Below are 25,555 nucleotides of genomic sequence, written 5' to 3' on the forward strand. Positions count from 1 at the left end.
AGATTCGTGCGAACAATTTATTCGGAGGTGACGTTATGCCAAAAATCAAGGTAGAGCAGTTGACGAAAGTATTCGGGCGTCAGCCGCAGCGCGCCCTTCCTCTTGTAAAGCAGGGTAAAACCAAGCAGGAGATTTTGAAGGAAACCGGTCTGACCGTCGGGGTCAACCAGGCCAGCTTTGAAGTAGAGGCGGGCGAAATCTTTGTCATTATGGGATTGTCCGGGAGCGGGAAGTCGACGCTGGTGCGGCTGTTGAACCGGCTGATTGAGCCTACAGAGGGAAAAGTTCTGATTGACCATGCGGATATCGTGCAGATGAACGAACAGCAGCTGCAAGAGGTCAGAAGAAAAAAACTGGGTATGGTCTTTCAAAAGTTTGCCCTTTTCCCCCACCGGACCGTATTGGAGAACGTAGAGTTCGGTTTGGAAATACAGAATATTCCAAAATATGAGCGCGAGCCGAAAGCGCGTGAAGCTCTGTCGCTTGTCGGGCTGGCCGGCTGGGAAGACAGCTACCCGGATCAGTTGAGCGGCGGGATGCAGCAGCGGGTGGGACTCGCCAGAGCGCTGGCAAACGATCCGGATGTGCTGTTGATGGACGAAGCGTTCAGTGCGCTTGATCCGCTCATTCGCAAAGACATGCAGGATGAGCTTCTGGAATTGCAGGCGACGATGCAAAAGACGATTATCTTTATTACGCACGATCTGGATGAGGCGCTGAAGATCGGGGACCGGATCGCGCTGATGAAGGACGGGGCGATCGTTCAGATCGGAACGCCGGAAGAAATTCTGACCAATCCGGCCAATGAGTACGTGGAGAAATTCGTGGAAGACGTGGACCGCTCCAAGGTTCTTTCTGCCGAGCACGTGATGAAGCGGGCCCAAACGATTACGCTAGACAAGGGGCCGCGGGTCGCCCTGCAGCTTATGAGAGACAGCGGCGTCTCCAGCCTGTATGTGGTGGACCGCAAAAAAACGCTGCTTGGCGTAGTGACGGCCGATGCGGTGAATACGGCCAAGCAGGAGTCCTTGACGTTGGAGTCTGTGATGCGAAAAGAGATTCCGACGGTCTCGCCAAAGACATTGCTTCACGAGCTGTTTGACCTGGTCGCTTTTTCAGACATTCCGGTAGCAGTAGTCGGGGAACAAAACCGCCTGCTCGGTGTTGTCGTGAAGGGCAGCGTGTTGGGAGGTCTGGCAGGGAAGGTAAATCCGGAAGTGGGCAGCACTCCCCATGCCGATCAGACTGCCGCTGCGATGGAAGGTGCGAATAGCGGTGAGAATGCAGGGACGAATGCGATGAATCCTGCAAGCTTGAATGCAAGCGCGAATACGCGTGTGAATATCGGTGTGAACAAAAGCGAAAACAAGCAGGCTGCCGCGGACGTGAAAACGGATGAGGAGCATGCTTTCGCGGAAGAAAGGCAGGTGAAGTAGGATGGGAGAGCTTTTTCCTAAGTTGCCGGTAGACCGTTGGATAGAAAATGTGGTTGATTTTTTGGATGATCATCTGGGCATCGTCTTTGACATGATTACGACAGTGATCGGCGGTCTTGTCGATTTGTTTGCCCTGTTGTTTTCGGGGTTGCCGTCGTGGCTTTTGATCATCGTCCTGGTGCTGCTCGCTTATCGTGCAGGAAAATGGCCAATCGCCCTGTTCTCGTTTATCGGACTTCTTCTGATCGAAAATCTGGGGTATTGGGAGCACGCCATGGATACCCTGGCATTGGTTATGACTGCTGGTCTTATCTCTGTCATTATCGGTATTCCTGTCGGGATTTGGTGTGCGCGAACGGATAGCGTCCGCAATGTCGTGACGCCTGTTCTGGATTTCATGCAAACGATGCCGGCGTTTGTCTACCTGATTCCGGCGATCTTCTTCTTTGGTCTGGGCAAGGTGCCCGGGGTCATCGCCTCCGTTATTTTTGCGATGCCGCCGACGATCCGGCTGACCAATCTGGGGATCAGACAAGTGCCAGCCGAGCTGATCGAGGCTTCGGATGCATTCGGCTCCACGGCGTGGCAAAAGCTGGTGAAAGTACAGATGCCGCTTGCCAGACCAACCGTTATGGCAGGTATCAACCAAAGCATCATGCTCGCGCTGTCCATGGTCGTGATCGCGTCGATGATTGGTGCCAAAGGACTCGGGGCGGACGTGTACCGCGCCGTTACCCAGATCAAGATCGGTGCAGGCTTCGAAGCCGGTCTGGCAATCGTCATCATGGCCATTTTATTGGATAGGATCACCCAAAGCATGGGGAAAAAGAAAAACGCCTAGGAGGGGTCTTCATGAAAAAGAGATGGAGCACAGGAATCGCAGCCGTATTGGGAATTAGCTTGCTGATGGCAGGCTGCTCGGGAGCGCCATCCGCGGAGCTGCCAAAAGATAGCCAGGGCGGCCAGTCCGCAGAAGGTTCAACCGGCGGTTCCGGCGGTGTCGGAGCCCAGGTCGACTACAAAATCATCGGGATCGATCCGGGTGCTGGCATTATGAAAGCGGCAGAAAAAGCCATCGAGGAATACGACCTGAAGGATTGGGAGCTGGTCGAGGGCTCCGGTGCCGCGATGACCGCCGCTTTGACACAGGCGTACAAGGACAAAAAGCCAATCATCATCACAGGCTGGACACCGCACTGGAAGTTCTCCAAGTATGAGCTGAAATACTTGAAGGACCCGAAAGGCGTGTTCGGAGCAGGTGAAGAGATTCATACGGTTGTGCGTAAAGGGTTGAAGGAGGATCAGCCAAGCGCGTATGCTTTCCTCGACAATTTCCATTGGACGACCGAGGACATGGAAAAAGTGATGCTGGACATTGCAGACGGGAAAAAGCCCGAGGAAGCAGCAGCCGAATGGGTGAAAAACAACGAAGAAAAGGTAAACAAGTGGGTTGAGGGCATTCAGCCTGCGGACGGCAAGAAGATTTCCCTGGCGTATGTAGCGTGGGATTCGGAAATTGCCAGCACGAATGTCGTCAAGACCGTTCTGGAACAAAAGCTGAAGTACCAGGTCGAGCTGAGCCAGGTGGAAGCAGGTCCGATGTGGGCTGGCGTAGCCAATGGCGATGTGGACGGAATGGTAGCGGCATGGCTGCCGACCACTCACGCCGATTACTATGAAAAGCTGGGTAAAGACGTCGAAGACCTGGGCGCGAATCTGGAAGGAACCAAGGTTGGACTCGTCGTTCCTGCTTATATGGACATCGACTCGATTGAGGATTTGAAGAAGTAAGGACAAATCCGGTGAGAAAAGGCTAGGTAAGCGAGCAAGTAGGGAAGCGGATAAGCAAAAAAGCAAATAAGTTAGCGGGTAAGCAAGTAAGAGTGAGCAAGTAAGTGAGTAAGTAAGCAAACAAAGATGCAAGCAAGGTATCTAAAAGAAAGACAGCCCTGTTCCCGATTCATTCGGGTGCAGGGCTGTACTTTTTTGTATTTATAGACCTGGAAGCTGCAGAGGTGAGGAAGCTAAGGGACACGGAACACGACCTACCCGGGTTACTTCGGAAACGCGACCGTGACCTTGAAGTAGTCTCCGTCGATCTCAATCTCGAGACGTCCTCCCTGGAGCTCTACGATGCTTTTGGCAATCGCCAGACCGAGGCCGGAGCCTTCGGTATGCCGTGATTTGTCACCCCGTTTGAACCTCTCGAACAGTTCTTCGGCATCGAAGTCGATCTCGTAGGCGGAGACGTTTTTCATGGTGAGGATGACTTCTGCGTTTTGCTCGGACAGGGAGACGTACACGCGCGTATTCGGCATGGAATACTTCAGCGCATTGACGATCAGGTTTTCCAGCACTCTCCACGTTTTGTTGCCATCCAGCTTGGCAAACATCTGCTGCTGCTCGACCTGCATGCGGAAGGTGAGCGAGGACTCCTCGATCTTGTCACTGAACTCCGCCAGGGCCTGATTCAAAAGCGAAGCCACGTTGACGTTCTCCACTTGCAGCTCCACCGCTCCGCTGGCCATCTTGGACGCCTCGAACAGATCGTCGATCAGCACCTTCAGCCGCTGGGTCTTTCTGTCCAGCACCTCGATATAGCTTGCGACCTCTTCAGGCTTCAGATTTTCCCCTTTTAAGAGATTGACATAGTTGACGATAGAGGTGAGCGGCGTTTTCAAGTCGTGGGAGACGTTGGTGATCAGCTCCGACTTGAGCCGTTCGCTTTTTATCTGGCCTTCGACGGATTCCTTGAAGCCTTGCTTGATATTGTTCAGGTTGTCGGCCAGGCGGGACAGGTTTCCTTTTCCTTTGCCTGTCGCGATGATCTGGTGGTCCAGATTTCCGGCTGCCATCTCTTCGGCACCGCGGAAGATTTTGTTCATCAGGCTGATTCTCCTGAGAATGTACGGAAGCACGATAGTGACGTAAAACAGGCAGTAAGCTCCTGAAACCAACAGAAAGAGCTCTTCGCGACGATCAAGGGAAATGAGAGCGACCAATGCGCTCACGGGAAAGGCAAGCGACAGGCCAACCATCAGGATGAGCTTGACCAAGATGTTTCGATTGGCCAATACATCCGTGAGCAGTTCACGGTATTTGACAAACCAGCTTTTCTGCCATTGCCGCTGCCACAGCTCTCGGTCCCGTAGCATCCGAGCGGCCTCTATCAAGCAGAGCGTAACGTAGGCTGCGGCGAACGATTCCAGCCCGAGGATAATGAGCTGCTCGGGACGAAGAGGCAGCGAAAAAAACGAGACGGAGATGGCCAGCACAACCGCGCAGAAGACGGCAAAGAACAGCACGAAGATTCGCAGGTCAACGGGAATGCGCCGCAGCAAGAAGAGCGAGCCTTCGACAAAGGAGAGCTCGGCTGCGCGCTTGCGCAAATACAGGAACAGTCCGACCGCAGCTACAGCGGTGATGACGAGCAGGGCGCATTCCTTGAACAGCCTTTCGCGGATCGCCGCATAATACTGCGCGTTGGAGTGGATCAGGCTGTATCCTTCCACATTTTTCGGGACGTAGATGATCCCTTCCCAGTGATTGGTTTGAAAAAAGTGATTGATCCAACGGAAGCTGTTATCCGTTTCGTTGTCGCTGTTAGGAAAGCGGATGGAATAGACAGAGTTGGATTTCAGTTCTTCCACCGAAGGAGGGGTCGGTACATTGGTGTACACCTCGTCCCTGTTCTTGTTCACGATGTAGTAGCGGAATGACCCGCTCCGCAAAGCGATGCTGTCCTCCAGATCCCTGTATTCCTGGTCCTTTGCGGCAACGGCTTGCTTCACCGCTTGCCGGAACGATTCTTCCTGAGACTGGCGTATCTTTTGCAGTTCCTGGTCTCTTGCCTGTTCCAGCTTGGGGACATTCGCCGCTTTTCCGGAAGCCTCGGCTTCCGCGATCAGTGAAGCGTAATGCTGGTTGATTTCTTCCATTTGCCCCGCAGAGCTGCTCGCGAAATCGCTCTTGAGCTGCTCGTATTGATCTTCTCCGAGCTTCTCCATATCTGTTTTGTCGGGATACCCCCGGTAGTTGAAATGAAGCCTTTTGACCATGTCGATAAACTGGCTGAGCTCCTCCTGGAAGCCATTTGTCTTGTAGTAGCGGTCCTGTTGAAGGTAATCGGTCCGCAAAGCGATGTCCGCCGACGCCAGGAAAGAAAGAGAGGTCATACACAGGAACAGCAGGGAAACCAGAATCAGCCCCAGCTTATTTTTCGATTTTGTATCCAATTCCCCATACCACCTTTAAATATTTCGGTTCCTTCGGGTTGATCTCGATCTTTTCCCTGATTCTTCTCACATGTACAGCCACCGTATTTTCGGCGTTCATGTACGGTTCCTTCCAGACCAGCTCGTATATTTCTTCAATGGAGAAGACACGGCCCTTGTTTTTCATCAGAAGCTCGAGGATTTTGTACTCCGTAGGGGTCAGGCGAACCTCCTCGTCATCGACAAAAACCGTCTTGGAGGTCGTGTTGAGGACCAGCCCCCTGACGTGAATTTCGTCTTCGCTCGCAACATACGTCCCCAGATGGGTATAGCGCCGCAGCTGCGATTTGACCCGCGCTACCAGCTCCATCGGGTTAAACGGCTTCGTTACATAGTCGTCCGCTCCGACGTTAAGCCCGAGGATTTTGTCCGTATCCTCCGATTTTGCCGACAGCATGATGATCGGAATGTTTCGGCTTTCCCGGATGGCAAAGGTCGCTTTGATCCCGTCCATCTGCGGCATCATAATATCCATGATAATGAGGTGCAAATCCTCGTTGTTTAACACTTCCAAAGCTTGAAGTCCGTTCTCTGCTTTGAATACCTTGATGTTTTCGTTCTTGAGATAAATTTCGATCGCGTCGCGGATTTCTGCTTCATCGTCCACGACAAGCACATTATACTTGGACACGCCAGCTTCCCACCTTACGAATCTTTCTTGTGTCTGTTCATTTCCCGAACCGAGGAGATATTTCTATCATACCGGGTACTTTTTACAAAAGGGCTTTGAAAATCCTTACAAAATTCTTACGAAAAGAAATGATAGGCGAAAAAGAAAACAATGACCCGCAAGACAGGGCACCTGGTAAAGTGTCCGGCTTGCGGGTCAAAGCTCAGCATTCGGATCAAAGCTCAGCAATTTTCCGATGATGCTTTTTTATGGCAAACAATGATCGTGCAGAATTGTGCTGCGTTTTTATCAGCCGTAGCTCGCATAGGCGATAATGCCTTCTTCTTCGTCTAAAACGAGTTCCAGTCTGGCCGAATAAGGATCGCGGTGCATGTACGTCTGCAGCCAATAACGGATCGCTTCAATAATGTTGATTTTGATAAAGATCTGCTTGCGGTCGTTGGCGTACACTTCAGCGGAAAAACCGTAGTCCTCGTCCCACATCAGCTCGACGGCAACCTCTTGCGGCTGAATCTGCTTTTTGCTCGCCACATGCATGCAAATGGCGTTTATAATGTCCTGCTCAAGAATTTTTATCGTTTCCATGTATCCCATTCCTGCTTTTTACGCTGGTTTTTAAAGAGCAAGTAAACCTTCCGGATCACAGCGATCAACACGATGACCGCGAGGATGTTGATCATGAATCCGAGGATGGAGCCGAGTACGCCCAAATCGCTGAACAGGCTGCCAAACAGCAATCCTGCCAGACCGCCGACGAGCAGGCCTTTCATGAAACCGCCTTTGCTCGGTGCAGCAGTAGATGTATTTTTTACCGGTGTTGTGGAATTCGTGGTGTTGTTGTTCGTCGTCGCATTTACATTGGAATCCGCTTTGTTCGGCGTCGTTTTTGTAGGAGCGATAGACTTTTTGCCGGATTTGTAGCCTTTGGCATCGGCGTGATCGGTTACAAAGCCAGTTGGAGCCAGTACAAGGACAAACGCAATGACCAACATCAGTAATTTTTTCATTATAGGAAAAGTCATCTCCTTTTTATTTTCCGTCTATATATAAGTCTATGATTATTTTCCGGCTTATTCAACCGGTATTGATAGTAAATGATGATTTGTCACAGATTGTATGATATTTTTTTGTTCGCAAAATAGTCCTCATTTACTACGCTCAATAGGTTATGAGTATGTTATTATAATTTTGCTATAGTATTTTTAACCTAATTAAAAATTCTGAAAAAGGCAAACCCACTGAAAGGCGGGGACGCAAAGCCACGGGTCTAAGGCTGCATAAAAATGCGGCTACGACAGCCGGGTTGCCAGACCGAAGCAAAGAAGCTGTCGGAATGGCAGTCTTCTTTTTTTTGTGCCCAAAAAAGAAGGCAGGTCGTCGCGTGTAGGGGGATAGGGAGGGATCATATCCATGGGAAACAGTCTCAAGCAAAAACTGATTGTGGTGATGAGCATCCTGCTAATTATCAGTTTGATTTCTGTATCTGTTGCGAGTTACTGGAGCTCCTCGAGTATTCTGGAAACGAGCCTTGACAAGGAAGCCGAGCTGAGCGCAAAAAATCTGTCTGAACAGATTGAAACGTTTTTTAACAGCCATTAGCGTTGCATAAAAAATGAATCCATCTATTGTCAAATTATTCTGAATGACATTTTCAACTTTACAACCAAAAACGAGAACAGCCAAGCAAAAGGTAGCCACTATCCATTTGGTAGTTTTATACATTTATTACAACATCGACAACAACAAACAACACTTACTTCCTTTTCTGTCGCCCTCTGGATGTTCGTTTGGATTGGTAATCCATTCTGCCTATCCATTGTTCAAAGGTCTGCCAGAGAAACACTTTGAGCCATCTACTGATTTGCAGCAGACTGTGCTGACTGTTTCTTTCCAGCTTTACAAGAAGCAACAAGCAGTAAGCAATGAGAGCGAGAAAAACTTGATTCCAGACCGCATTTTCACTTGTTCCATAGAACGTCTTGATCTTTGCGTGTTGTTTCATCCATTTGAAAAACAGTTCTATTTGCCAGCGCCAACGGTAGATGTCGCTCAATTCTTCTGCTTCTAAGTCGAACCGATTGGTGATGATTCGAATACGATTTCCTTTCGAATCATGCGTTTCAATCAGTCGTAACACATTATCCACCCGTTTTTGTGGCGTTCCAAGAAGGATCATGGAGTCGGATAAAACGGAGCTTTCTGGTGGTACTTTGAAAGTATACAAATGACGAGTTTCCGCGTTATCCTTGAGACGTGAAGCAAAAAAGATGCCCTGATCGGTATACTCATCGAACTTTTCATAATCCACGTACCCTCGATCAAAGACGTACATGGCTCCGATCTCATCAATCAGCGACTCCATTTGGGTGCGGTCATTGGATTTGGCACAAGTTAGGGAAATCTTTTCAGGATAGACATCCTCCTGGCTTGCGAAAACGAGACGAAGATGAATTTTGATTCCTGCCTTTGTTTCGCGAAAGGTTGCCCACTTATACTTTTGCAAACATAATCCAATTGTAGTGGAATCAATGATCTTTATGTGTTTTCGAAGAGAGCAGGCTTTTCCAGAAACGCGTTGAATTTGCTGGACAAGGTCGACAAAAACTTCTTCAAGCAAAGCAGGTTCTACCCGATTGTTTTTTCGACTAAGCTGTGCGGGGCTGATCGATGACAGTCCTAATTCTTGCTGAAATTTCTTTGATAGAACATCGTCAGCAATGGCTCGAAGCCCTTCGCGTTGCTGAAGTTGGGCATGTAAAAATAGGAGAAGATACGCTTTTGTCGTCAGCTTCTTCACGTACTTGTCTTGATCCGTTTCGTCAATTCGTTGTTGAAGTTTCATAATATTGATGGGTGCAACCCATTTACCAAATGAAGAAAATAGGGTATTCTTGTCCATGAGCTATCCTTTGCGTTGGATTTGGACAGGAACTACCTGACCTTTCCAGTGTAAAGGATTTTTTTGTTCCCTAGACAACCAAATACCAAAGATTATGTGTATTTTGAATGATGGGAAAAGATTAATGCAACGCTAGTGTTTAACAGCAAAATTATCATTCTCGAAACGATTTCCAAAATGATCTCGGAAGACAACGATCAGGCAAAGGACCTGAAGCTGATTCAGGACGCCCAGAAGCAACACCCGGAGTTTGAAACCTTCTTCTTTTCCTACGACCTGACCGGAAACCGTGTCATCAACTTCAAAGGCGAAGTGACACAGGTTTCCGACAGGGAGCACTTTCAGGCTGCGGGAAAAGGCGAAGGGAAAGTGATCATCTCGGAGCCGGTCGTCTCCAAGCGTACCGGCAACAATATCGTGACGATCATCGTACCGCTGATGAAAAACAACAAGCAGTACGGGTACATGGGGTCTACCATCCCGATCAACGAAATTCAGACAACCGTTTCCGAGGAAACCTTTGGGCAGACAGGCTACGCTTTCCTCGTCAGTCAAAAAGGAACCTATGTCTGGAATCCAAATGAAGAGTTGATCCTGAAGGAGTCTCTGGCTACTACCGATATTCCGCAGCTGCAGGAGGCTTTCCAAGCGATCCAAAGCGGCGGAGAGGGAACGGTTCAGTACGAGGCGGATGGCAAGGAAATGTTCGCATCCTACGCGTCTACTGACCAACACTGGGGGGTATTTATTGCCGCTCCATCTGAAGAGCTGCATGCCCCTATCGCTGAATTGATGGTGAAGCTGTTGATCATCTCCGGCGTCGCTATCGTTCTCGCTATCGCCGTCGTTTATGCCGTGGCAGTCAGCATGGTCCGGCCTATTCAGCGTCTGAACCAGGTGGTGCAGGTGGTGGCGAAGGGCGACTTGACCAATAGCGTGACCGTGCAAGGAAAAGACGAGATCGCCGTGTTGTCCCGCGATTTCAACCAAACGGTGAATCATTTGAAGGACTTGATCCAGGGTGTCTCCCTGTCTTCGGATGAGGTGCTCTCCTTCACGAAGGAAGTATCTGCCGGGATAGATCAAGCGACCCAGGCAGTAAACCGGATCAGCAGCTCTGTTCAACAAATTGCTGACGGCGCCGCAGCGCAGGCTGGCAGTGCGCAGGAAGTCGCGCTTTCGATGAATGATATGGCCGTCGGCATCGTGAAGATTGCGGAGACATCCTCGCGGGTATCGGAATCTGCGCAGGAGGCGGCCAAACAGGCGGAGCAGGGCGCTACGGTGGTAGATCACGCCGTGCAGCAAATGACGAGTATCGGAGAGGGCACTGCCAAGGTGTCGACAGCCATCGAAAAACTGCATGCGCGGTCCCAGGAAATCGAAAGCATTCTTGACACGATCAGCGGGCTGACCTCACAGATCAATCTCCTCGCCTTGAACGCATCGATTGAAGCGGCACGGGCAGGCGAGCATGGCCGCGGCTTCGCGGTTGTAGCGGGTGAAGTGAAGAGTCTGGCGCATCAGTCTGAAGAATCGGCGGCGAAAATCGCTCAGCTGATCCAGGAAATCCAGCAGGATACCGCGGAAGCAGTCGAGGCGATGGATGCCGGGAATAAAAACGTGAAAGACGGTGTTGAGCTGATCGAGGAAGTGCGAGCCATTTTTGATCGCATCATGAGCGCCTCGCGCAATGTAGCAGACCACATCCTCGAAGTCTCCGCCGCTTCGGAAGAAATGTCGGCCGGTTCGGAAGAGGTAAGCGCATCGGTGGCAGAAATGCACGCCATCGCCAACCATGCATCCGAGGATGCAAAAAATGTGGCGGAAGCGACACATCAACAACTGCGTACGATTGAAGATATTGCCGAATCCGTCGGCAAGCTGCAAGATGTGGTGGATGAAATGCAGAAGAGGCTTGGGAAATTTACGCTGTAGCCATACGCTGTGGCCATTTTGGATATCAGTAGGAAAAGCCTCCTGCGAAAGGGGGGATGCCTCTGGGAGGTAGCAGGAAACATCTGGAAAGTGTTGAGGCAGAAACAAAGACAAAAGCATTGGATCTGGAGGAGAAGAAGATGAAAAACTGGAAAAAACTCATGATGGCAAGTACTGTAGCCGCTGCTTTGCTTGCGACAGGCACAGTCGGCAATGCTTCGGCGATGAGCTCTGTCGCGGCGGCCAATCAAAATGCTGTATACGCGAAAAATACCGATCTGAAACAGGAAAATAAAAAGTTTGAGTCCCGCCTCGATGCGATCATTAAGCGGGGGTACATCCTCATCGGCACACCGGGTGACTACAAACCTTTCACATATTTGAATCCGAAGACTGGCGAGTTTGAAGGTTACGATATCGACGCCATGAAAGAGTTTGCGAAAAGTCTGGGCGTAGAAGCCCGCTTCGTCCAAACCTCCTGGCCGACATTGATGGATGACCTTTTGGCTGACAAATTCGATATCGCTGTTGGCGGCGTTACCCGCAATACCGAAAGACAGAAAAAGGCCCACATGAGCGAAGGCTACATCCAATTCGGAAAGGCTCCGCTGATCCGCAAAGAGGATAAAGACAAGTACAAAACCGTTGAAGACATCAACAAGCCGACTGTCCGCATTGGCGTGAATCCAGGCGGAACCAACGAAAAATTTGTTCGCGAGCACCTGACAAACGCGAAGGTGACAGTAGTGGAAAACAACCTCGACATTCCGGGCCTCGTAGCCAACGGCACTTATGATGTGATGATTACGGACACGCTGGAAGCCATGGTTTACCAAAAGGCAGACCCGCGCTTGTATGCGGCTTTGACTGACAATCCTTTCACCAAAAGCGAAAAAGCGTACATGATCCACCGCGGAGATTTTATCTTTGCCAGCTATCTGGATGTATGGATGGATGAAATGAAGCTGCAAGGCAAATTTGATGAGCTGTACAAAAAGTGGCTCCAATAGCCAAATATTGCTATAGTGGAAATATCGCTGCGTGTAGGCACGCAGCGATGTTTGCTAATTGACGAAAATGATGGTATGATATTATCTATGTTAAAAAGACATGAATACCCGGGAACGATTTTGCGGCCTCTCATGAGGTTTCAAGCGGAAACGGTTTTGAGGTTTTCTTGCTTTTTATCAATTGTTTACATGAGGAGGCCACAATCGTGATCGGAAAAGTAAAATGGTTTAATGCAGAAAAGGGCTTTGGTTTCATTGAGCGTGAAGATGGTGACGACGTATTCGTTCACTTCTCCGCGATCCAAGGAAATGGTTTCAAAAGCCTGGAAGAAGGACAAAACGTTGAATTTGACATCGTGGAAGGCAATCGCGGTCCACAAGCTGCAAACGTAAACAAACTGTAAATCCTTCTGATATAGACGCGAAAAGAGGGCTTATTCCATCAACAGGAATACAGCCCTCTTTTTCGGTCATTTTAAGTGGTAGGACATTTAGATTTAAGCAAAGGAGATTGACGCGCATTGGCAACATTTTATGATTTTGGGCTCCATCATCTGGTAGCCCGCGCCCTCAGTGACATGGGGTTTGAAGAGGCGACACCGATTCAGGCGGAGACGATCCCCACCGTCCTGCAGGGACAGGATTTAATCGGGCAGGCACAAACCGGTACAGGGAAAACCGCTGCTTTCGGCATCCCGCTCGTGGAAAGAGTGGATAGCGAAAAGGAACAGATCCAGGCGGTAGTCCTCACTCCCACCCGGGAACTGGCTGTTCAGGTAGCAGAAGAACTGAACAAGATTGCCCAGCACAAAAAAGTGACTGCTCTGCCGATCTACGGCGGACAGGATATCCAGCGCCAGATCAGGGCATTGAAAAAGCGCCCTGAAATTATCGTAGCGACTCCGGGCCGGTTCATGGACCATATGAACCGCAAGACGATTCGTCTGCACGGTGTGGAAATGGTCGTACTGGATGAAGCGGATGAAATGCTCAACATGGGCTTTGTCGACGACATCAAGGCTATCTTGCAAGAGATGCCGGAAGAGCGGCAAACCTTGCTGTTCTCGGCGACGATGCCGCGCCCGATCCAGGAAATTGCCCGCAATTTCATGAAAAACCCTGTTACCATCTCGATCAAGGCGAAGGAACTGACCGTTCCCAATATCCAGCAGCAGTATATGGAAGTGCCGGAGAAACAGAAATTTGATGTTCTGTGCCGTCTCCTGGACATCCATTCGCCTGAGCTGGCGATTATCTTCGGACGGACCAAACGCCGCGTAGACGAGCTGGCAGAGGCTCTGAACAAGCGCGGATACGGTGCGGAAGGCATCCACGGAGACTTGAATCAGGCAAAACGCGACAGCGTGCTGCGCAAATTCAAGGAAGGCACGATCGAAGTGCTGGTCGCAACTGATGTGGCCGCTCGCGGATTGGATATCAGCGGTGTTACTCACGTGTACAACTTTGACATTCCGCAGGATTCAGAGAGCTATGTCCACCGCATCGGCAGAACCGGGCGTGCGGGTAAAACAGGCTTGGCGATTACGCTGGTCACTCCGAGAGAAACCGACCACCTGCGTTATATCGAGAAGGCTACCAACCGCAAAATGGAAAGAAAGCCTGTTCCGACGCTTGCAGAAGCGATCGAGGGACAACAGCGTCTGACAGTGGACAAACTGATGGAGACGACAGGCAGCGATGAGCTGAGCATGTACAAGTCGTTGGCTGAGCAGCTGTTGGATGAGGTCGATTCCGTAACGCTGGTCGCAGCTGCGTTGAAGCTGCTTACCAAGGAACCGGACACCACTCCTGTCCGTTTGACAGAGGAAGCTCCTCTGCGAGTAGGCAAGAGAAAAACGATGGATCAGTCCAGAGGCAGAGGCCCGCGTACCGGAGCCAAGCGGAGCGGCGGAGGCGGAGGCGGCTTCTCGCGAGCGGGGCATGGAAAAGGAAGACCGGCCCAACACAACAGGAACAGAAGAGACTGGGATCGGGATCGCGACCGTGACCGCAATAGAGACTAGAGCAGCGCCAGAGCAACCTCTGCGCCGACTCTAGGCCACAAAAAGAGCCGCCAAGCGCTGATGCCGGGCGGCTTTGATTATTTGATCCGGAATGTGCAGGAGCTCTACACCCAGCCTCTTGCTCTCATCGCCTCTGCGATGCGTTTGAGAGAGATCATGTAAGCGGCTGTGCGGAAATCCGTTTTGTACTCCTGCGCGATTGAACGAACGGCCCAGTACGACTGGGTCATGACGTCGCGCAGCTTCTGGTTTACTTCGGCTTCGCTCCAGTAGTAATTCATCAGGTTTTGCACCCACTCAAAGTACGAGACGGTCACGCCGCCTGCATTGGCGAGAATGTCGGGGATGACCAAGACGCCGTTTTGGTGCAGCACTTTGTCTGCTTCGGGCGTAGTCGGGCCGTTGGCCGCTTCGGCGATGATGCGCGCTTTGACTTTATGGGCATTTTTCAATGTGATCACGTTTTCCAGCGCAGCGGGGACCAAAATGTCTACATCGAGCTCTAACAGCTCCTCTGGCTGCTGGAGGTGGAAACGGGCGTCGTAATCCAAAATGGTGGACGAATCCTTCAATTTCTCCACCTGGGCCAGATCCAGCCCGGCCGGGTCGTAGAGAGCGCCTTTGGAGTCGCTGACAGCTACGATCTTGCAGCCGAGCCCGGACAGCAGGTCAGCCGCGATGCGCCCTGCATTGCCAAAGCCCTGGATGGCGACGGTCGCTCCTTGCAGCGATTTGCCCATATCCTTCATCGCTTCTTCGATGGTGTATACACAGCCGCGTGCGGTGGCCTCACTGCGTCCTTTCGATCCGCCGATGATCAGGGGCTTGCCGGTAATGACGCCGGGGCTGTAAGAACCTTTGATCCGGCTGTACGTATCCATCATCCACCCCATAATTTGCGGGTTCGTATAAACGTCCGGGGCCGGGATGTCTTTTTCCGGACCGACGATGTCCGCGATCGCTTCCATAAAGCCGCGGCTGATCCGTTCGATTTCCGCTTTGCTGAACTCGTGGGGATCGCAAATAACACCGCCTTTGCCGCCGCCGTACGGCAGGCTGACGACGCCGCATTTGAACGTCATCCACATCGACAGCGCCTTTACCTCATCCAGGGTCACATCCGGGTGAAAGCGGATGCCCCCTTTTGTCGGTCCGATCGCATCATTGTGTTGGGAGCGAAAGCCTTCGAATACGCGGATACTGCCGTCGTCGAGCTTGACCGGGAAAGAAACGTACAATACCCGTTTCGGTTTTTTCAGTATTTCTACCACGCCGCGCTCCAATCCGAGCAGGGATGCTGCAGTTTCAATTTGGGTCTGCACAATTTCATACGGATTGAGGACTTCACCCGCCGATTGTTGAACCTCCTGGAAAATCGCCATAGTTCTCTCCCTCTTTTTTCTTTATTTTTAAATAATTTTAAATAGAGCAGTAATAGTAATCAGAACAATTCAAAAAAAGATGAACGGAATACAAAAGTATTTTATCTGTAAGGATTAATCGAAACAATATAGAATATAGATGAGATTAATGCCGAAATGAGATGAATAAAAATAGAGAGGGGGAGAACGGTGGAACTGAGGCAGATTCAGTATTTTATCGAGGTAGCCAAACGGGAGCATGTGACGGAAGCTTCCCATGCCCTCCATATCGCGCAATCGGCGGTCAGCAGGCAGATCGTCAATCTGGAGGCAGAATTGGGCGTCAATCTGTTTATCCGCGATGGACGCAACGTACGGCTGACCCCGATCGGAAAAGTGTTTCTGGAGCATATGGAGCAGGCGATGAAGGTGATTGACAAAGCCAAACGGGAGATCGAGGAATTTTTGGACCCGGAGCGCGGGACGATCCGCATCGGATTTCCCAGCAGCTTGGCGGCCTACACATTGCCCACCGTCATTTCCGCTTTTCGCGAACAGCATCCGCATGTGCAGTTTCACCTGCGCCAGGGATCGTACCGGCAATTGATCGATGCGGTGATCAAGGGAGAAATCGATCTGGCTCTCCTTGGACCGGTTCCCAAGGATGAAAAGCAGGTGATTGGCCATACGCTGTTTTTGGAGAAGATCGTGGCGCTGCTTCCTTCCCACCATCGATTGGCAGGGGAGGCTAGGCTGCAGCTCAGTCAGCTTCGCGAGGAAGGGTTCGTCTTGTTCCCGGAGGGGTTCATTTTGCGAGAGCTGGTCGTACAGGCGTGCGGTCAGCTCGGCTTTCGGCCGACCATCTCGTTTGAAGGGGAGGACATTGACGCGATCAAAGGGCTGGTGGCGGCCGGACTGGGGGTCACGCTGCTGCCTGAAATCACGCTGACAGACAATCGGCCCCGCAGCACCGTCATGATCCCGGTGACGGAGCCGACCGTTACCCGCACCGTGGGCGTCATTATCCCGGCTGACCGGGAGCTGCCGCCCACGGAGAAATTGTTCTGTGACTTTCTCAAGCAGTTCTTCAGCGTTTTAGAGGGATTTGATAGTTAGCCGCCGTTTTCTTGCGACGGAAAAAATACGCCGTCAGCAAATACGTCCATATCCAGCAGATCGCAATCAGCGCGAGCTTGTCCAAAAGCGGCGCCGTCTTGCTCAAAATAACGACGGTCATTCCGGCGGTCATCAGCCCGAGCATGGCCAGGCAAAGCCGGAAAGCTGCCCGCTGCCGCTCTTCCGATGCGATCGGCAAAAGCCGGATGGACGGAGGATGCACGATGGTGCGGATATGCTGTGTTACCTGTTTTCCGGCAGCAGCGAGGCCAAGCAGGCAAAGCGCGTACAGCAAAAGAGGCGCTTTTGCCCATGCGATCAGGGCGAGCGTCAAGAATGCCAAACGCAGATAAATCGCAAATGTCTCTCCGGTCCGAATGACGTGGCGGACGAGCACATAGAGATACGCATCGCCCTTGTCTCCGGTCAACCGATCAAAAAGGCGGATGGCCCACGTTCTGGGGCGCACCTTTTTCCGTTTATGGGGGACATCGATAAACATATTCAGGATGGTGTAGTACAGGTCGATACGCTTGTTTTCCTTTTCGATCAGGAAAAGCCACGGCAGGTGGTATCGAGCGGCCTTGCTCATCGCCATGGCGGTCAGGATCACCATGAGCACAAGCGCAGCGGCCGCGTACACCCTATTGCTTGTCCAGAAGCCGTACAGAAACAGGGCGGCAATCCCCCATCTGGCGACAAGGAGCAAAAAAGAATCGCGCTCCAGTCGCACGTGCCGCCAGTACAGGTCGCTGCACCACATTTTCAGCAGGATGAGGCTGCCGGCGAGCAGCGCCCATGAGCCCGGAGACAAGGCTGTCCTTTTATACACCGGATAGACGATCGCGGCCAAAAGCAGCATGCCGGCAGCTTGCACCAGCAGACTGTAGACAAACGCAGACCGCAAATAGTGTTTCATCGGGTAAGGAGAAGGCGCCAGCATGGCCAGATCGGCTTTTCGCAAAAAAGTGCGAACGGAGGCCGGAGCCACAAACACAGCGGTCAACAGGCAGGCGGCCAACTGGGTCCAGAAGGTGCCGGTCAGGGACTCGGCAACCCTCATGTACAGGAAAGCGGCCAGAAAATAAAGCACCACCAGGCCGAGCGAGTTGCTTCCGGCTACTGCTCTCTTGGCGTACCTCTGCCCTGTTTGCCAGGCGGCCTGCAGCCTTGTCGCGTAGAGTGGATCAAACGCCATGGCACATCACCCCCGCACCGCAGCCAAAAACAACTGTTCAAGCGTAGCATCCGGCAGCCCCGCCTGCTGGCGCATCTGCTCAAGCGTGCCGTGAAGCGACATATTCCCGCCGTGGACGATGACGAAGCGGTCCACATACGTCTCCGCAAGGCTCAGCACATGTGTCGACAGCAAGATCGCCGTCCCTTCCTGCTTGATTTCTGTAAGCTGGTTCAGCAGTGTCTCGGTTGCAAGCGGGTCCAGGCCGACGAACGGCTCATCCACGACAAGGACATCCGGCTTTACGAGAAAGGCGCAGAGGATCATCACCTTTTGCCGCATGCCTTTGGAAAAGGAGCCGGGAAAATGATGCGCCCTTTTGTCCAGTCTGAATAGCTCCAGCAGCCGTTTGGCCCGTTCCTGAAACTGCTGTTCCTCTAGCCCGTACGCTTTTGCCATGAACTGCAGATGCTCCCACAGAGTCAGCTCTTCGTACAATTCCGGCATTTCCGGTACATAGGCGAGCAGCGGCTGATCTGTGGAGAAGGCGATCGTCCCGGAAGACGGCTGCAAAAACCCGAGGACGTGCTTCAAAATGGTGCTTTTCCCTGCTCCGTTCAAGCCGATCAGTCCGACGATTTCACCGGATTGGACGGAAAAGGAAATATCGTGAATGGCGGGCTTTCCCGTCGAGTAGCCCCCTGTGACTCTCTCCAATGTAAGCATTTGGTTTCACCTCAAAGGCCGTGCTTTTTTCCAATATACGGATAAGGCCCTCTTTATCATATCACGAATGCGGGGGACAAGCAGAATGCCAAAAGAAGGAGGGGATTGCATATGGCAGCCTCTGAATCCGAACAGATTTCGGACAAGGAAGACAGAATCGTAAAGATAGGACTGGTCGGAGCCGGAAATATCGGCCAGACGCATTTGAACGCCTACCGGCAAGTCAGGAGCGCCCGGGTGGTGGCAATCGCGGGGCGCAATCGGGAAAGAGGGGAGCAGATGGCTGAAGAATACGCCTGCCGTTATTATCCTGCTCTGGAGGCTATGCTGGAGCAGGAGGAGATCGACATCATCGACATTTGCCTGCCTACGGATTTGCATGAACAGCATGTCGTACAGGCTGCCCGGGCCGGCAAGCATGTCCTGTGTGAAAAGCCGATCGCTCTCACGCCCGCTGCGGCTGAACGGATGCTGGAGGAGGTCCGGCAGGCAAATGTACTCTTTATGGTCGCGCAGGTATTGCGCTTTTGGCCGGAGTACGTCGCGATCAAGCAGTGGATCGATGCGGGGCGGCTCGGTCGGCCAGAGATGATCTATGCCCAGCGGCTTTCGCAGCCGCCTGACTGGAGTTCGTGGTTTCAGGACCCGGCGAAGAGCGGCGGGGCTTTATTTGACCTGCATCTGCACGATATCGACTTTTTGATCCACCTGCTGGGGCCGGTCGCTTCGGTATACGCTGTCGGCAAGCAAAGCGAAAATGGAGCCTGGAATCACGTGGTGACCAATCTCGTGTTTGCAAGCGGAAGCAAGGCAGTCGTCGAAGGCTCGCACCTGATGGGGAAGGACTTCCCGTTTTCCGTCGCGATGAGGGTGAATGGACCAGTGGGAACGCTCGACTTTTCCTATACGTCTGACAGAGCTTCCGGGAAAAAACAGAGCCATTTTTTCTGGTATGGCGAGGGGAGCAGACAGCCTGTTGCAATCGAGCCGGGTGCCCCCTTTGTCAATCAGCTGCAGTACTTCGTGGACTGTGTCAAAACCGGGGAAAGACCCCAGGTTGTCACTCCCGAGGAGAGTGTTCAGGTTCTCCGGGTCATGACGGCGATCCAGCGGTCGCTGGAGACGGGGGAGGTGCAGCGGATAGACTGGATGCGGTGATTTGGGACGATAAGCAAGAAAAGGGATTTGGAGGAATAAAGGCGCGGGCCGGAGACAAACTATGTGCGTAACAAGCCGTGGAAAGGGGGTAGGAAACATGAAGAAGACGACGACCAGAAGGATGTTGGGCGTGTTGGGGTTGTGCTGCATGATTGCTTTGGCAGGCCAACCAGCTTTCGCGGCGAATGACTCCGGTCGTGTGGACCAGCCTGCCAACCTGTCTCCGGCGCGGCAGCTTATCACCGTAGAGCAGGCCAAGACAATCGCATTGCAGCAGGTAAAGGGACGAGTCGTCCATGTAGAGCTGGAAACGGAAGATGGCGTGCCCGTCTATGAGGTCATCGTGATCAACGAGCAAAATCAGCCGTATGAAGTGGAAATCGATGCGGTGACAGGGAAAGTGCGCAAGGTCGAAAGAGAAGACGTGTGATCGAAAAAGACGGCTTAGGCGAGGGGTTCGCAGCAAGCCGTCTTTTCCGTTTTTGCTCTAAAGCTGCGCCAGGACGTGCCCGCTGATTGCCATCAAGTCACCATGCTCCTTTAGGCGACATCCACATCTACACGAGTACAAACGTCAACACGGAAAGCAAAACGGACGTAATCGCCATGGCGATGAGCGGGCGGGATGCTTTGGTCCGCAGATCGCGCAGGTTGACATTGAGGCCGAGGCCGACCATGGCCATCGTCAAAACAAAAGTAGTGAGGCTGGCGATTCCGCTGCTGAAACCGTCGGAAACGGGAATCTGCTTGCCCAGTACATAGCTGCCAAAGATACTCATGGCGATAAAGCCAATCAGGAACCAGGGAAACTCGATCTTGGCGTTTCCATCTGCTTTGCCTGTCCGCTTCATCCAGTACATGAGGATGAAACAGAGCGGAACGAGCAGGAGAACGCGGCCCAACTTCGCCAAAAGCCCGATCGCCAGACCGTCCTGTCCGGCTGGAGCCGCTGCGAGTGCGACGTGTGCGATTTCATGCAGGCTGACCCCTGACCAGGTGCCGTATTCGATTGGCGACAAAGGCAGAATCGGCCTCAGGATGGTGTAGGTGATAGCGAAAATGGTACCGACGAGTGCGATAATTCCTACACCGATCGCCGTATCCTCGTCCTTAGCCTTGATGATGGGGGACACCGCTGCAATGGCTGCCGCTCCGCACACACCGGTACCCACTCCGAGCATGAGCGACAACGAGGTGTCCGCTTTCAGCCATTTGGCGATCAGCAGGGTGAGGAAGATGGAAAATGCGATAACGCCCGCATCGTATACGAGCAACCCCAAGCCATCCGACATAACGACATCGATATTCAGCTTCAGGCCGTACAAAATGATGGCGAGACGCAGCAGCCGTTTGGCGGAAAATTGAATACCGGGCCGGATCGCTTCGGGGTATCCCCAGATTTGGCGGTAAGCCACCGCAATCAGGATCGCACATGCCAGTTGGCCCACGCGGTCAAAGCCGGGAACCTGTGCAAGGCCGTATCCGAGCAGGGCCACGATAAAGGTAAACCCCACCCCCGCCAGCCACAGCCAGGCTGCCGGCGCTTTTTTTGCCGCGCCGGGCCTGCCTTTTGCCAAAGCGGCTTCGTCATCCGTGGGCATGCTGTTTTTCAATTGAGTAGACATTGCATCATCTCCGTTACTTTTTTGCAGAAGGAAAAGACAATGACCCTCGTGCCGCACTCTCCAAAAGAGAGGCTTCCTCCGAACTGTTTTACAACCAACTCCAGCATACGGCAAACCGGTGAATAAGAAAAATAAATCATTATGATAATGATGATAAGCAAAATAGTATAATGGGGCCAAGACACACGAAAACGGGTGGGGGGCAGAATGGATCAGCAGTTGCTTGTTTTTGTAACAGTGGCGGAAAAAGAAAGCTTTTCCCGCGCGGCCGAGCAGCTTCACATGACACAGCCGGCAGTCAGCCAGCATATTCAAGCGCTGGAACGCGAATTCGGCACTCGCTTGCTGGAGCGAAGCAACAAATATGTACGCCTGAACAAAGCGGGAGAGATCGTGTATCACCATGCCAAGGAGATTCTCGGACTTCACACGCGCATGCGCGATCTGGTGGACGATCTGATGAATACGCCAAGCGGCAATTTGATCATCGGTGCGAGCTATACGTTTGGCGAGTATGTGCTTCCCCACGTGGTTGCCCGCCTGCGCGACCGGTACCCCAAAATCAAGCCGACGATCACGATCCACAATACAAAAGAGATTGTCGAGCTCATCGCCGGACGACAGCTCGATGCAGGCATCGTGGAAGGAGAGTGCCGGCATGAAAAGCTGAGCATTGAGCCGTTTGCCGACGACGAAATGCAGATCATCGTCTCGTCCAGCCACAGGCTGGCCAAAAAAGTAAAGGTGACGGTAGAGGAGCTGGAGGAAGAAACGTGGATCGTGCGGGAAGAGGGCTCAGGGACGAGGGAAGCCGCCGAAAAAATGTTTGCCAGACTCGGTCTGTCTCCGGCAAACCTGATGGAATTTGGCAGCACGCAGATCATCAAGGAATCGGTAGAGGCGGGAACGGGCGTCAGCTTGCTTTCCTCCTGGGCGATTCGCAAAGAGCTTACCTTGGGGTCGCTGAGCACCGTAAAGCTATCTGAAACGCCGATCATGCGGAAATTTTCCCTGGTGACGCAAGCGAATCCGTTTCGGACGAAAGCACTCGATATTTTTCTCGATTTGCTGCGGAAAAATGATGTGCTCCCCGATTCTCTGGAGCGGAAGTGATCAGTGTTCCTTCTCCTGCGGTTTGAGTAAGGCGTTATTTTGGGGCAAAAAAAGACCGCTGCTCTCTGAAAAGGCAAACGGTCTGTAAAGCCGTTACGTACGGAAATCACAGGAAAAACGGAAGAAAACGCTTGCATTTTCGGGTGGGCTATAATAAAGTGAAAACACGGGGAGTAAACAGAATTTCCCCACTTCTTTCTTTTTTATGACAAGTGAACAATCAAAGGCAAAGGTGCCAAGAACACGAGGGTTACACCCATGTGTTTCGGCACCTTTTTTGCGTTTTTTGGCAAAGGGTTGGTGCCTTTACCGGAAAGGAGCGTGACTGGCATTGGAAAAACCGATCAGAGCAACGCCACTGGCCGTACGGATGATCCCCAATGTGGATCCCCGGCTGGCCGAGAAGCTGAATGTGGCTCCCCACATCCGAAGCTTGGGGCTGCTTACCTCAACGATCGATGATGTAGGCTACACAGCCATTGATGAAGCGACAAAGAAAGCGGCAGTGGAAGTGGTCTATGCCCGTTCGTTTTACGCGGGTTCGGCCCACGCCTCGGGTCCGTTGTCGGGTGAGTTTATCGGAGTGATCGGAGGCGCTACTCCCTCCGAAGTGGAAAGCGGCCTCGATGCGGCCATTGCTTTCATGGCGAACGGGGCTTGCTTTTATTCGCTCAATGAGGAAGGAACGCACGCATACTACGCTCACGTCGTATCGCGGACAGGAAGCTATCTGTCCCAGGTGGCGGGTATTCCCGAGGGCGAACCGCTGGCCTATCTGATCGCCCCTCCCCTCGAAGCCATGTACGGCATCGACGCCGCACTCAAGGCGGCGGATGTGGAGCTCAAGCAATTCTTTGGCCCGCCTACAGAAACCAACTTTGGGGGAGCGCTCCTGACCGGCAGCCAGTCGGCGTGCAGCGCTGCGGCAGAGGCATTTGCCGAAGCGGTGCGAAGTGTCGCTGCAACGCCAGTAAAACGATAAGCGGGAGGAAACGTAAATGCGTGCTCATGCATATGCGCTCGGCATGATCGAGACGCTGGGCTTTCCGGCACTAGTCGCTGCCGCAGATGCCGCGGCCAAAGCGGCAGATGTCCAGGTAGTAACTTATGAAGGAGCAGATGCCGGAATCGTCACCGTCTACGTCATCGGCGATGTCTCGTCGGTGCAGGCCGCAGTCGACGCGGGTTCGGACGCAGCAAAGCGGGTTGGACGCCTGCTGCATTCCCACGTCATACCGCGCCCGGACGAGTCTGTGCCCCAGATGATCAAAAAGATGTTTAGTCAAAAGGAATCCGCTCCGCAGGCTGCTGCCCAGGAGCAATCGGCTGCAGAAAAGGCGGCGGTCGACAATACCGAAGCTGCAGAGCTTGACGCCATGTCGATCAACGATCTGAGAAAGCTGGCCCGCTCGTATGCGGAATTCCCGCTTTCCCAGCAAGAGATCAACACGGCGAAAAAAGAAGACCTGATTCGCCATCTGGAAGCCAAGCGGAAAGATGGAGGTGAAGACAAATGATGCTGGATGCTGATTTGTACTCGGTGCAGGAAGTAAGGACTTTCCTCGCCAAAGCCAAAGAAGCGCAGGCCAAGCTGGAGAGCTTCAGCCAGGAACAGGTGGATGCCATCGTTGCGGCGATGTCCAAGGCAGGCGAGGAAGCTGCTGAGCGATTGGCTGCGATGGCTGTGGAGGAGACCGGCTTTGGGAATGTGCCGGACAAACGGATGAAAAACCTGTTTGCCGCACAGCGCGTCTACGAAGCGATCAAGGACCGCAAAACGGTAGGGATCATTCGCAAGGACGAGGAGAACAAGGTCTGGGAGGTAGCGCAGCCCGTAGGGATTGTAGCGGGAATCGTTCCTTCCACAAACCCGACCTCGACGGTGATCTTCAAGTCGATGATCGCGCTCAAAGCGCGCAATGCGATCATCTTCAGCCCGCATCCGTCTGCGGCAAAATGCACGCTGGAAGCGGCAAGGCTGATGGCCGAGGCAGCTGTACGCGCAGGGGCCCCAGAAGGGCTGATCCACTGCATTACCAAACCGACTCTGCAGGCGACGAATGAATTGATCAAGCACAAGCTGACTGACGTCATTCTGGCTACAGGCGGAACGGCGATGGTAAAAGCGGCTTACAGCTCGGGCAAGCCCGCCTTTGGCGTCGGACCGGGAAACGTGCCGGTCTACATTCACCACACGGCAGACGTGGCTGCAGCAGCGAAGCATATCGTACAAAGCAAAACGTTTGACTACGGCACGATCTGCGCCTCCGAGCAGGCACTGGTCGTAGACGAGTCGATCAAGCGGCAGGTCATTGCCGCACTGCAGCGGGAAGGCGCCTATTTCCTCAATGAACAGGAAAAAGAAAGAGTGGCCGCTGTCATTATGATCAACGGCTCGCTCAACGCCAAGGTCGTGGGCCGCTCCCCGCAAGCCATCGCAGAGCTGGCGGGAATCTCCATTCCGACGGGCACCCGCGTGCTGATCGGAGAAGAAACACAGGTGGGCAAGGCGTTCCCGCTGTCGGTGGAAAAGCTCTCTCCGATCCTCGGATTTTATACGGTCCAGGACTGGAAAGAAGGGGCGAAGCGCTGCCGGGAGCTGCTGGATTTGGGCGGACTCGGCCATACGCTGGGGATTCACGCCCAAGATGAAGCCGTCATCACGGCATTTGGCCTCGCCCAGCCGGCATCGCGGATCGCGGTCAATACCGGCACCACCTTTGGCGGCATCGGCGCGACGACCGGAATCCAGCCGTCGCTGACGCTCGGATGCGGTTCGTTTGGGAACAACATCACGTCCGACAACATCGGGCCGCAGCATTTGCTCAACGTCAAGCGCGTCGCCTTTGGCATCCGCGAGATGCCCCCGTCCCAGCCAGTAGCGGCAACTGCCGCGACGGAAGCAGCGGCTCTTGAGGCGGTATCGTCTCTCAACGTCGGCCTCAGCCGGGATGAGATCAAAGACATCATCAAGTCGGTGCTGGCGGAAATGACCGCAAAGGCATAAGCGAAGTTAACAAAATCAATATCCATATAAATCCAAAGACAATATCCAAGGAGGAATAGA

The 25,555-nt window shown here is 52.8% G+C and carries 24 protein-coding genes and 1 riboswitch; of the genes, 15 read left to right on the forward strand and 9 right to left on the reverse strand.

Features of this window, described 5'->3' with window-relative positions; translation table 11 throughout:
- The first annotated feature begins 35 nt into the window (after positions 1 to 35).
- Genes proV through V5G20_RS02420 form a run of 3 tightly spaced genes read left to right on the forward strand, consistent with a single transcriptional unit; the run spans position 36 to position 3,227 of the window.
- Entirely contained in the window at positions 36 to 1,436 is a 1,401-nt protein-coding gene (gene proV, locus V5G20_RS02410; RefSeq protein WP_338463135.1) for a glycine betaine/L-proline ABC transporter ATP-binding protein ProV, read from the forward strand.
- A gap of 1 nt (position 1,437) precedes the next feature.
- A complete protein-coding gene (locus V5G20_RS02415) occupies positions 1,438 to 2,277 on the forward strand; it encodes an ABC transporter permease (RefSeq protein WP_024984499.1) in 840 nt (279 codons plus the stop codon).
- 11 nt (positions 2,278 to 2,288) lie between these two features.
- Positions 2,289 to 3,227, forward strand: a complete 939-nt coding sequence (locus V5G20_RS02420; RefSeq protein WP_003388631.1) for a glycine betaine ABC transporter substrate-binding protein — start codon at positions 2,289 to 2,291, stop codon at positions 3,225 to 3,227.
- Between the two features lie 263 nt (positions 3,228 to 3,490).
- Here V5G20_RS02420 and V5G20_RS02425 read toward each other — a convergent pair whose 3' ends face one another.
- The 4 genes from V5G20_RS02425 to V5G20_RS02440 form a co-directional block, all read right to left on the reverse strand.
- A complete protein-coding gene (locus V5G20_RS02425; RefSeq protein ID WP_338463136.1) occupies positions 3,491 to 5,671 on the reverse strand; it encodes a sensor histidine kinase in 2,181 nt (726 codons plus the stop codon).
- Complete coding sequence (locus V5G20_RS02430) at positions 5,649 to 6,341, reverse strand: response regulator transcription factor (RefSeq protein ID WP_031932521.1); 693 nt, start codon at positions 6,339 to 6,341, stop codon at positions 5,649 to 5,651. Before V5G20_RS02430 ends, V5G20_RS02425 begins: the two co-directional genes overlap by 23 nt.
- Before the next feature lie 288 nt (positions 6,342 to 6,629).
- Positions 6,630 to 6,926 carry a YxcD family protein gene (locus tag V5G20_RS02435; protein WP_003388627.1) on the reverse strand — a complete coding sequence of 99 codons (297 nt, stop codon included), beginning with the start codon at positions 6,924 to 6,926 and terminating at the stop codon, positions 6,630 to 6,632.
- A complete protein-coding gene (locus V5G20_RS02440; protein WP_003388625.1) occupies positions 6,914 to 7,348 on the reverse strand; it encodes a hypothetical protein in 435 nt (144 codons plus the stop codon). The genes V5G20_RS02435 and V5G20_RS02440 overlap by 13 nt, the downstream gene beginning before the upstream one ends.
- Before the next feature lie 211 nt (positions 7,349 to 7,559).
- Positions 7,560 to 7,652, forward strand: a riboswitch (cyclic di-GMP riboswitch).
- Positions 7,653 to 7,751: 99 nt separating this feature from the next.
- Between V5G20_RS02440 and V5G20_RS02445 the strand changes: the two genes are divergently transcribed.
- On the forward strand, positions 7,752 to 7,940 hold the full coding sequence (locus V5G20_RS02445; RefSeq protein ID WP_338463137.1) for a hypothetical protein: 189 nt from the start codon (positions 7,752 to 7,754) through the stop codon (positions 7,938 to 7,940).
- 154 nt (positions 7,941 to 8,094) lie between these two features.
- Here V5G20_RS02445 and V5G20_RS02450 read toward each other — a convergent pair whose 3' ends face one another.
- The gene (locus V5G20_RS02450; RefSeq protein ID WP_025845287.1) at positions 8,095 to 9,240 is read right to left on the reverse strand and encodes an IS4 family transposase; all 1,146 of its coding nucleotides are present in this window, start codon (positions 9,238 to 9,240) and stop codon (positions 8,095 to 8,097) included.
- Between the two features lie 135 nt (positions 9,241 to 9,375).
- On the opposite strand from V5G20_RS02450, the gene V5G20_RS02455 reads away from it, so the two are divergent.
- The 4 genes from V5G20_RS02455 to V5G20_RS02470 all read left to right on the forward strand — a co-directional run bounded on the left by V5G20_RS02455 (position 9,376) and on the right by V5G20_RS02470 (position 14,212).
- Entirely contained in the window at positions 9,376 to 11,178 is a 1,803-nt protein-coding gene (locus V5G20_RS02455; RefSeq protein WP_338463138.1) for a methyl-accepting chemotaxis protein, read from the forward strand.
- Between the two features lie 140 nt (positions 11,179 to 11,318).
- Positions 11,319 to 12,188, forward strand: a complete 870-nt coding sequence (locus V5G20_RS02460) for a transporter substrate-binding domain-containing protein (RefSeq protein WP_024984496.1) — start codon at positions 11,319 to 11,321, stop codon at positions 12,186 to 12,188.
- Between the two features lie 206 nt (positions 12,189 to 12,394).
- Positions 12,395 to 12,592: a cold-shock protein CspD gene (gene cspD, locus V5G20_RS02465; protein WP_003388620.1), complete on the forward strand. Its 198-nt coding sequence runs from the start codon at positions 12,395 to 12,397 to the stop codon at positions 12,590 to 12,592.
- A gap of 117 nt (positions 12,593 to 12,709) precedes the next feature.
- On the forward strand, positions 12,710 to 14,212 hold the full coding sequence (locus V5G20_RS02470; protein WP_172920543.1) for a DEAD/DEAH box helicase: 1,503 nt from the start codon (positions 12,710 to 12,712) through the stop codon (positions 14,210 to 14,212).
- 104 nt (positions 14,213 to 14,316) lie between these two features.
- Here the strand turns inward: V5G20_RS02470 and V5G20_RS02475 are convergent, their stop codons facing one another.
- A complete protein-coding gene (locus V5G20_RS02475) occupies positions 14,317 to 15,594 on the reverse strand; it encodes a Glu/Leu/Phe/Val family dehydrogenase (protein WP_003388616.1) in 1,278 nt (425 codons plus the stop codon).
- Between the two features lie 189 nt (positions 15,595 to 15,783).
- On the opposite strand from V5G20_RS02475, the gene V5G20_RS02480 reads away from it, so the two are divergent.
- Positions 15,784 to 16,689 (forward strand): LysR family transcriptional regulator, encoded by a 906-nt coding sequence (locus V5G20_RS02480; RefSeq protein WP_003388614.1) that lies wholly within the window; start codon positions 15,784 to 15,786, stop codon positions 16,687 to 16,689.
- Here the strand turns inward: V5G20_RS02480 and V5G20_RS02485 are convergent.
- Both V5G20_RS02485 and V5G20_RS02490 read right to left on the reverse strand, forming a co-directional pair.
- Positions 16,661 to 17,887, reverse strand: coding sequence for an ABC transporter permease (locus tag V5G20_RS02485; RefSeq protein ID WP_338463139.1), 1,227 nt, complete (start codon positions 17,885 to 17,887; stop codon positions 16,661 to 16,663). The genes V5G20_RS02480 and V5G20_RS02485 overlap by 29 nt on opposite strands.
- 6 nt (positions 17,888 to 17,893) lie before the next feature.
- Positions 17,894 to 18,592, reverse strand: a complete 699-nt coding sequence (locus V5G20_RS02490; protein WP_003388609.1) for an ABC transporter ATP-binding protein — start codon at positions 18,590 to 18,592, stop codon at positions 17,894 to 17,896.
- Between the two features lie 111 nt (positions 18,593 to 18,703).
- Here V5G20_RS02490 and V5G20_RS02495 point away from each other — a divergent pair, with 111 nt between their 5' ends.
- Positions 18,704 to 19,750, forward strand: coding sequence for a Gfo/Idh/MocA family protein (locus V5G20_RS02495; protein WP_171505944.1), 1,047 nt, complete (start codon positions 18,704 to 18,706; stop codon positions 19,748 to 19,750).
- 97 nt (positions 19,751 to 19,847) lie between these two features.
- Entirely contained in the window at positions 19,848 to 20,180 is a 333-nt protein-coding gene (locus tag V5G20_RS02500; protein ID WP_024984494.1) for a PepSY domain-containing protein, read from the forward strand.
- Positions 20,181 to 20,307: 127 nt separating this feature from the next.
- On the opposite strand, the gene V5G20_RS02505 is transcribed toward V5G20_RS02500, so the two are convergent.
- A complete protein-coding gene (locus V5G20_RS02505; RefSeq protein ID WP_039071561.1) occupies positions 20,308 to 21,375 on the reverse strand; it encodes a YeiH family protein in 1,068 nt (355 codons plus the stop codon).
- A 207-nt stretch (positions 21,376 to 21,582) separates the two neighbouring features.
- On the opposite strand from V5G20_RS02505, the gene V5G20_RS02510 reads away from it, so the two are divergent.
- The 4 genes from V5G20_RS02510 (at position 21,583) to V5G20_RS02525 (ending at position 25,495) form a co-directional block, all read left to right on the forward strand.
- The gene (locus V5G20_RS02510; RefSeq protein WP_024984493.1) at positions 21,583 to 22,488 is read left to right on the forward strand and encodes a LysR family transcriptional regulator; all 906 of its coding nucleotides are present in this window, start codon (positions 21,583 to 21,585) and stop codon (positions 22,486 to 22,488) included.
- Between the two features lie 331 nt (positions 22,489 to 22,819).
- Positions 22,820 to 23,470: an ethanolamine utilization microcompartment protein EutL gene (gene eutL, locus V5G20_RS02515; RefSeq protein WP_003388600.1), complete on the forward strand. Its 651-nt coding sequence runs from the start codon at positions 22,820 to 22,822 to the stop codon at positions 23,468 to 23,470.
- 16 nt (positions 23,471 to 23,486) lie between these two features.
- Positions 23,487 to 24,005 carry a BMC domain-containing protein gene (locus V5G20_RS02520; protein WP_003388599.1) on the forward strand — a complete coding sequence of 173 codons (519 nt, stop codon included), beginning with the start codon at positions 23,487 to 23,489 and terminating at the stop codon, positions 24,003 to 24,005.
- Positions 24,002 to 25,495 carry an acetaldehyde dehydrogenase (acetylating) gene (locus V5G20_RS02525; RefSeq protein ID WP_024984492.1) on the forward strand — a complete coding sequence of 498 codons (1,494 nt, stop codon included), beginning with the start codon at positions 24,002 to 24,004 and terminating at the stop codon, positions 25,493 to 25,495. The genes V5G20_RS02520 and V5G20_RS02525 overlap by 4 nt, the downstream gene beginning before the upstream one ends.
- Positions 25,496 to 25,555: the final 60 nt, after the last annotated feature.

Origin of the sequence: Brevibacillus borstelensis (genome assembly GCF_036700025.1) — a bacterium.
Taxonomy (GTDB): domain Bacteria; phylum Bacillota; class Bacilli; order Brevibacillales; family Brevibacillaceae; genus Brevibacillus; species Brevibacillus borstelensis.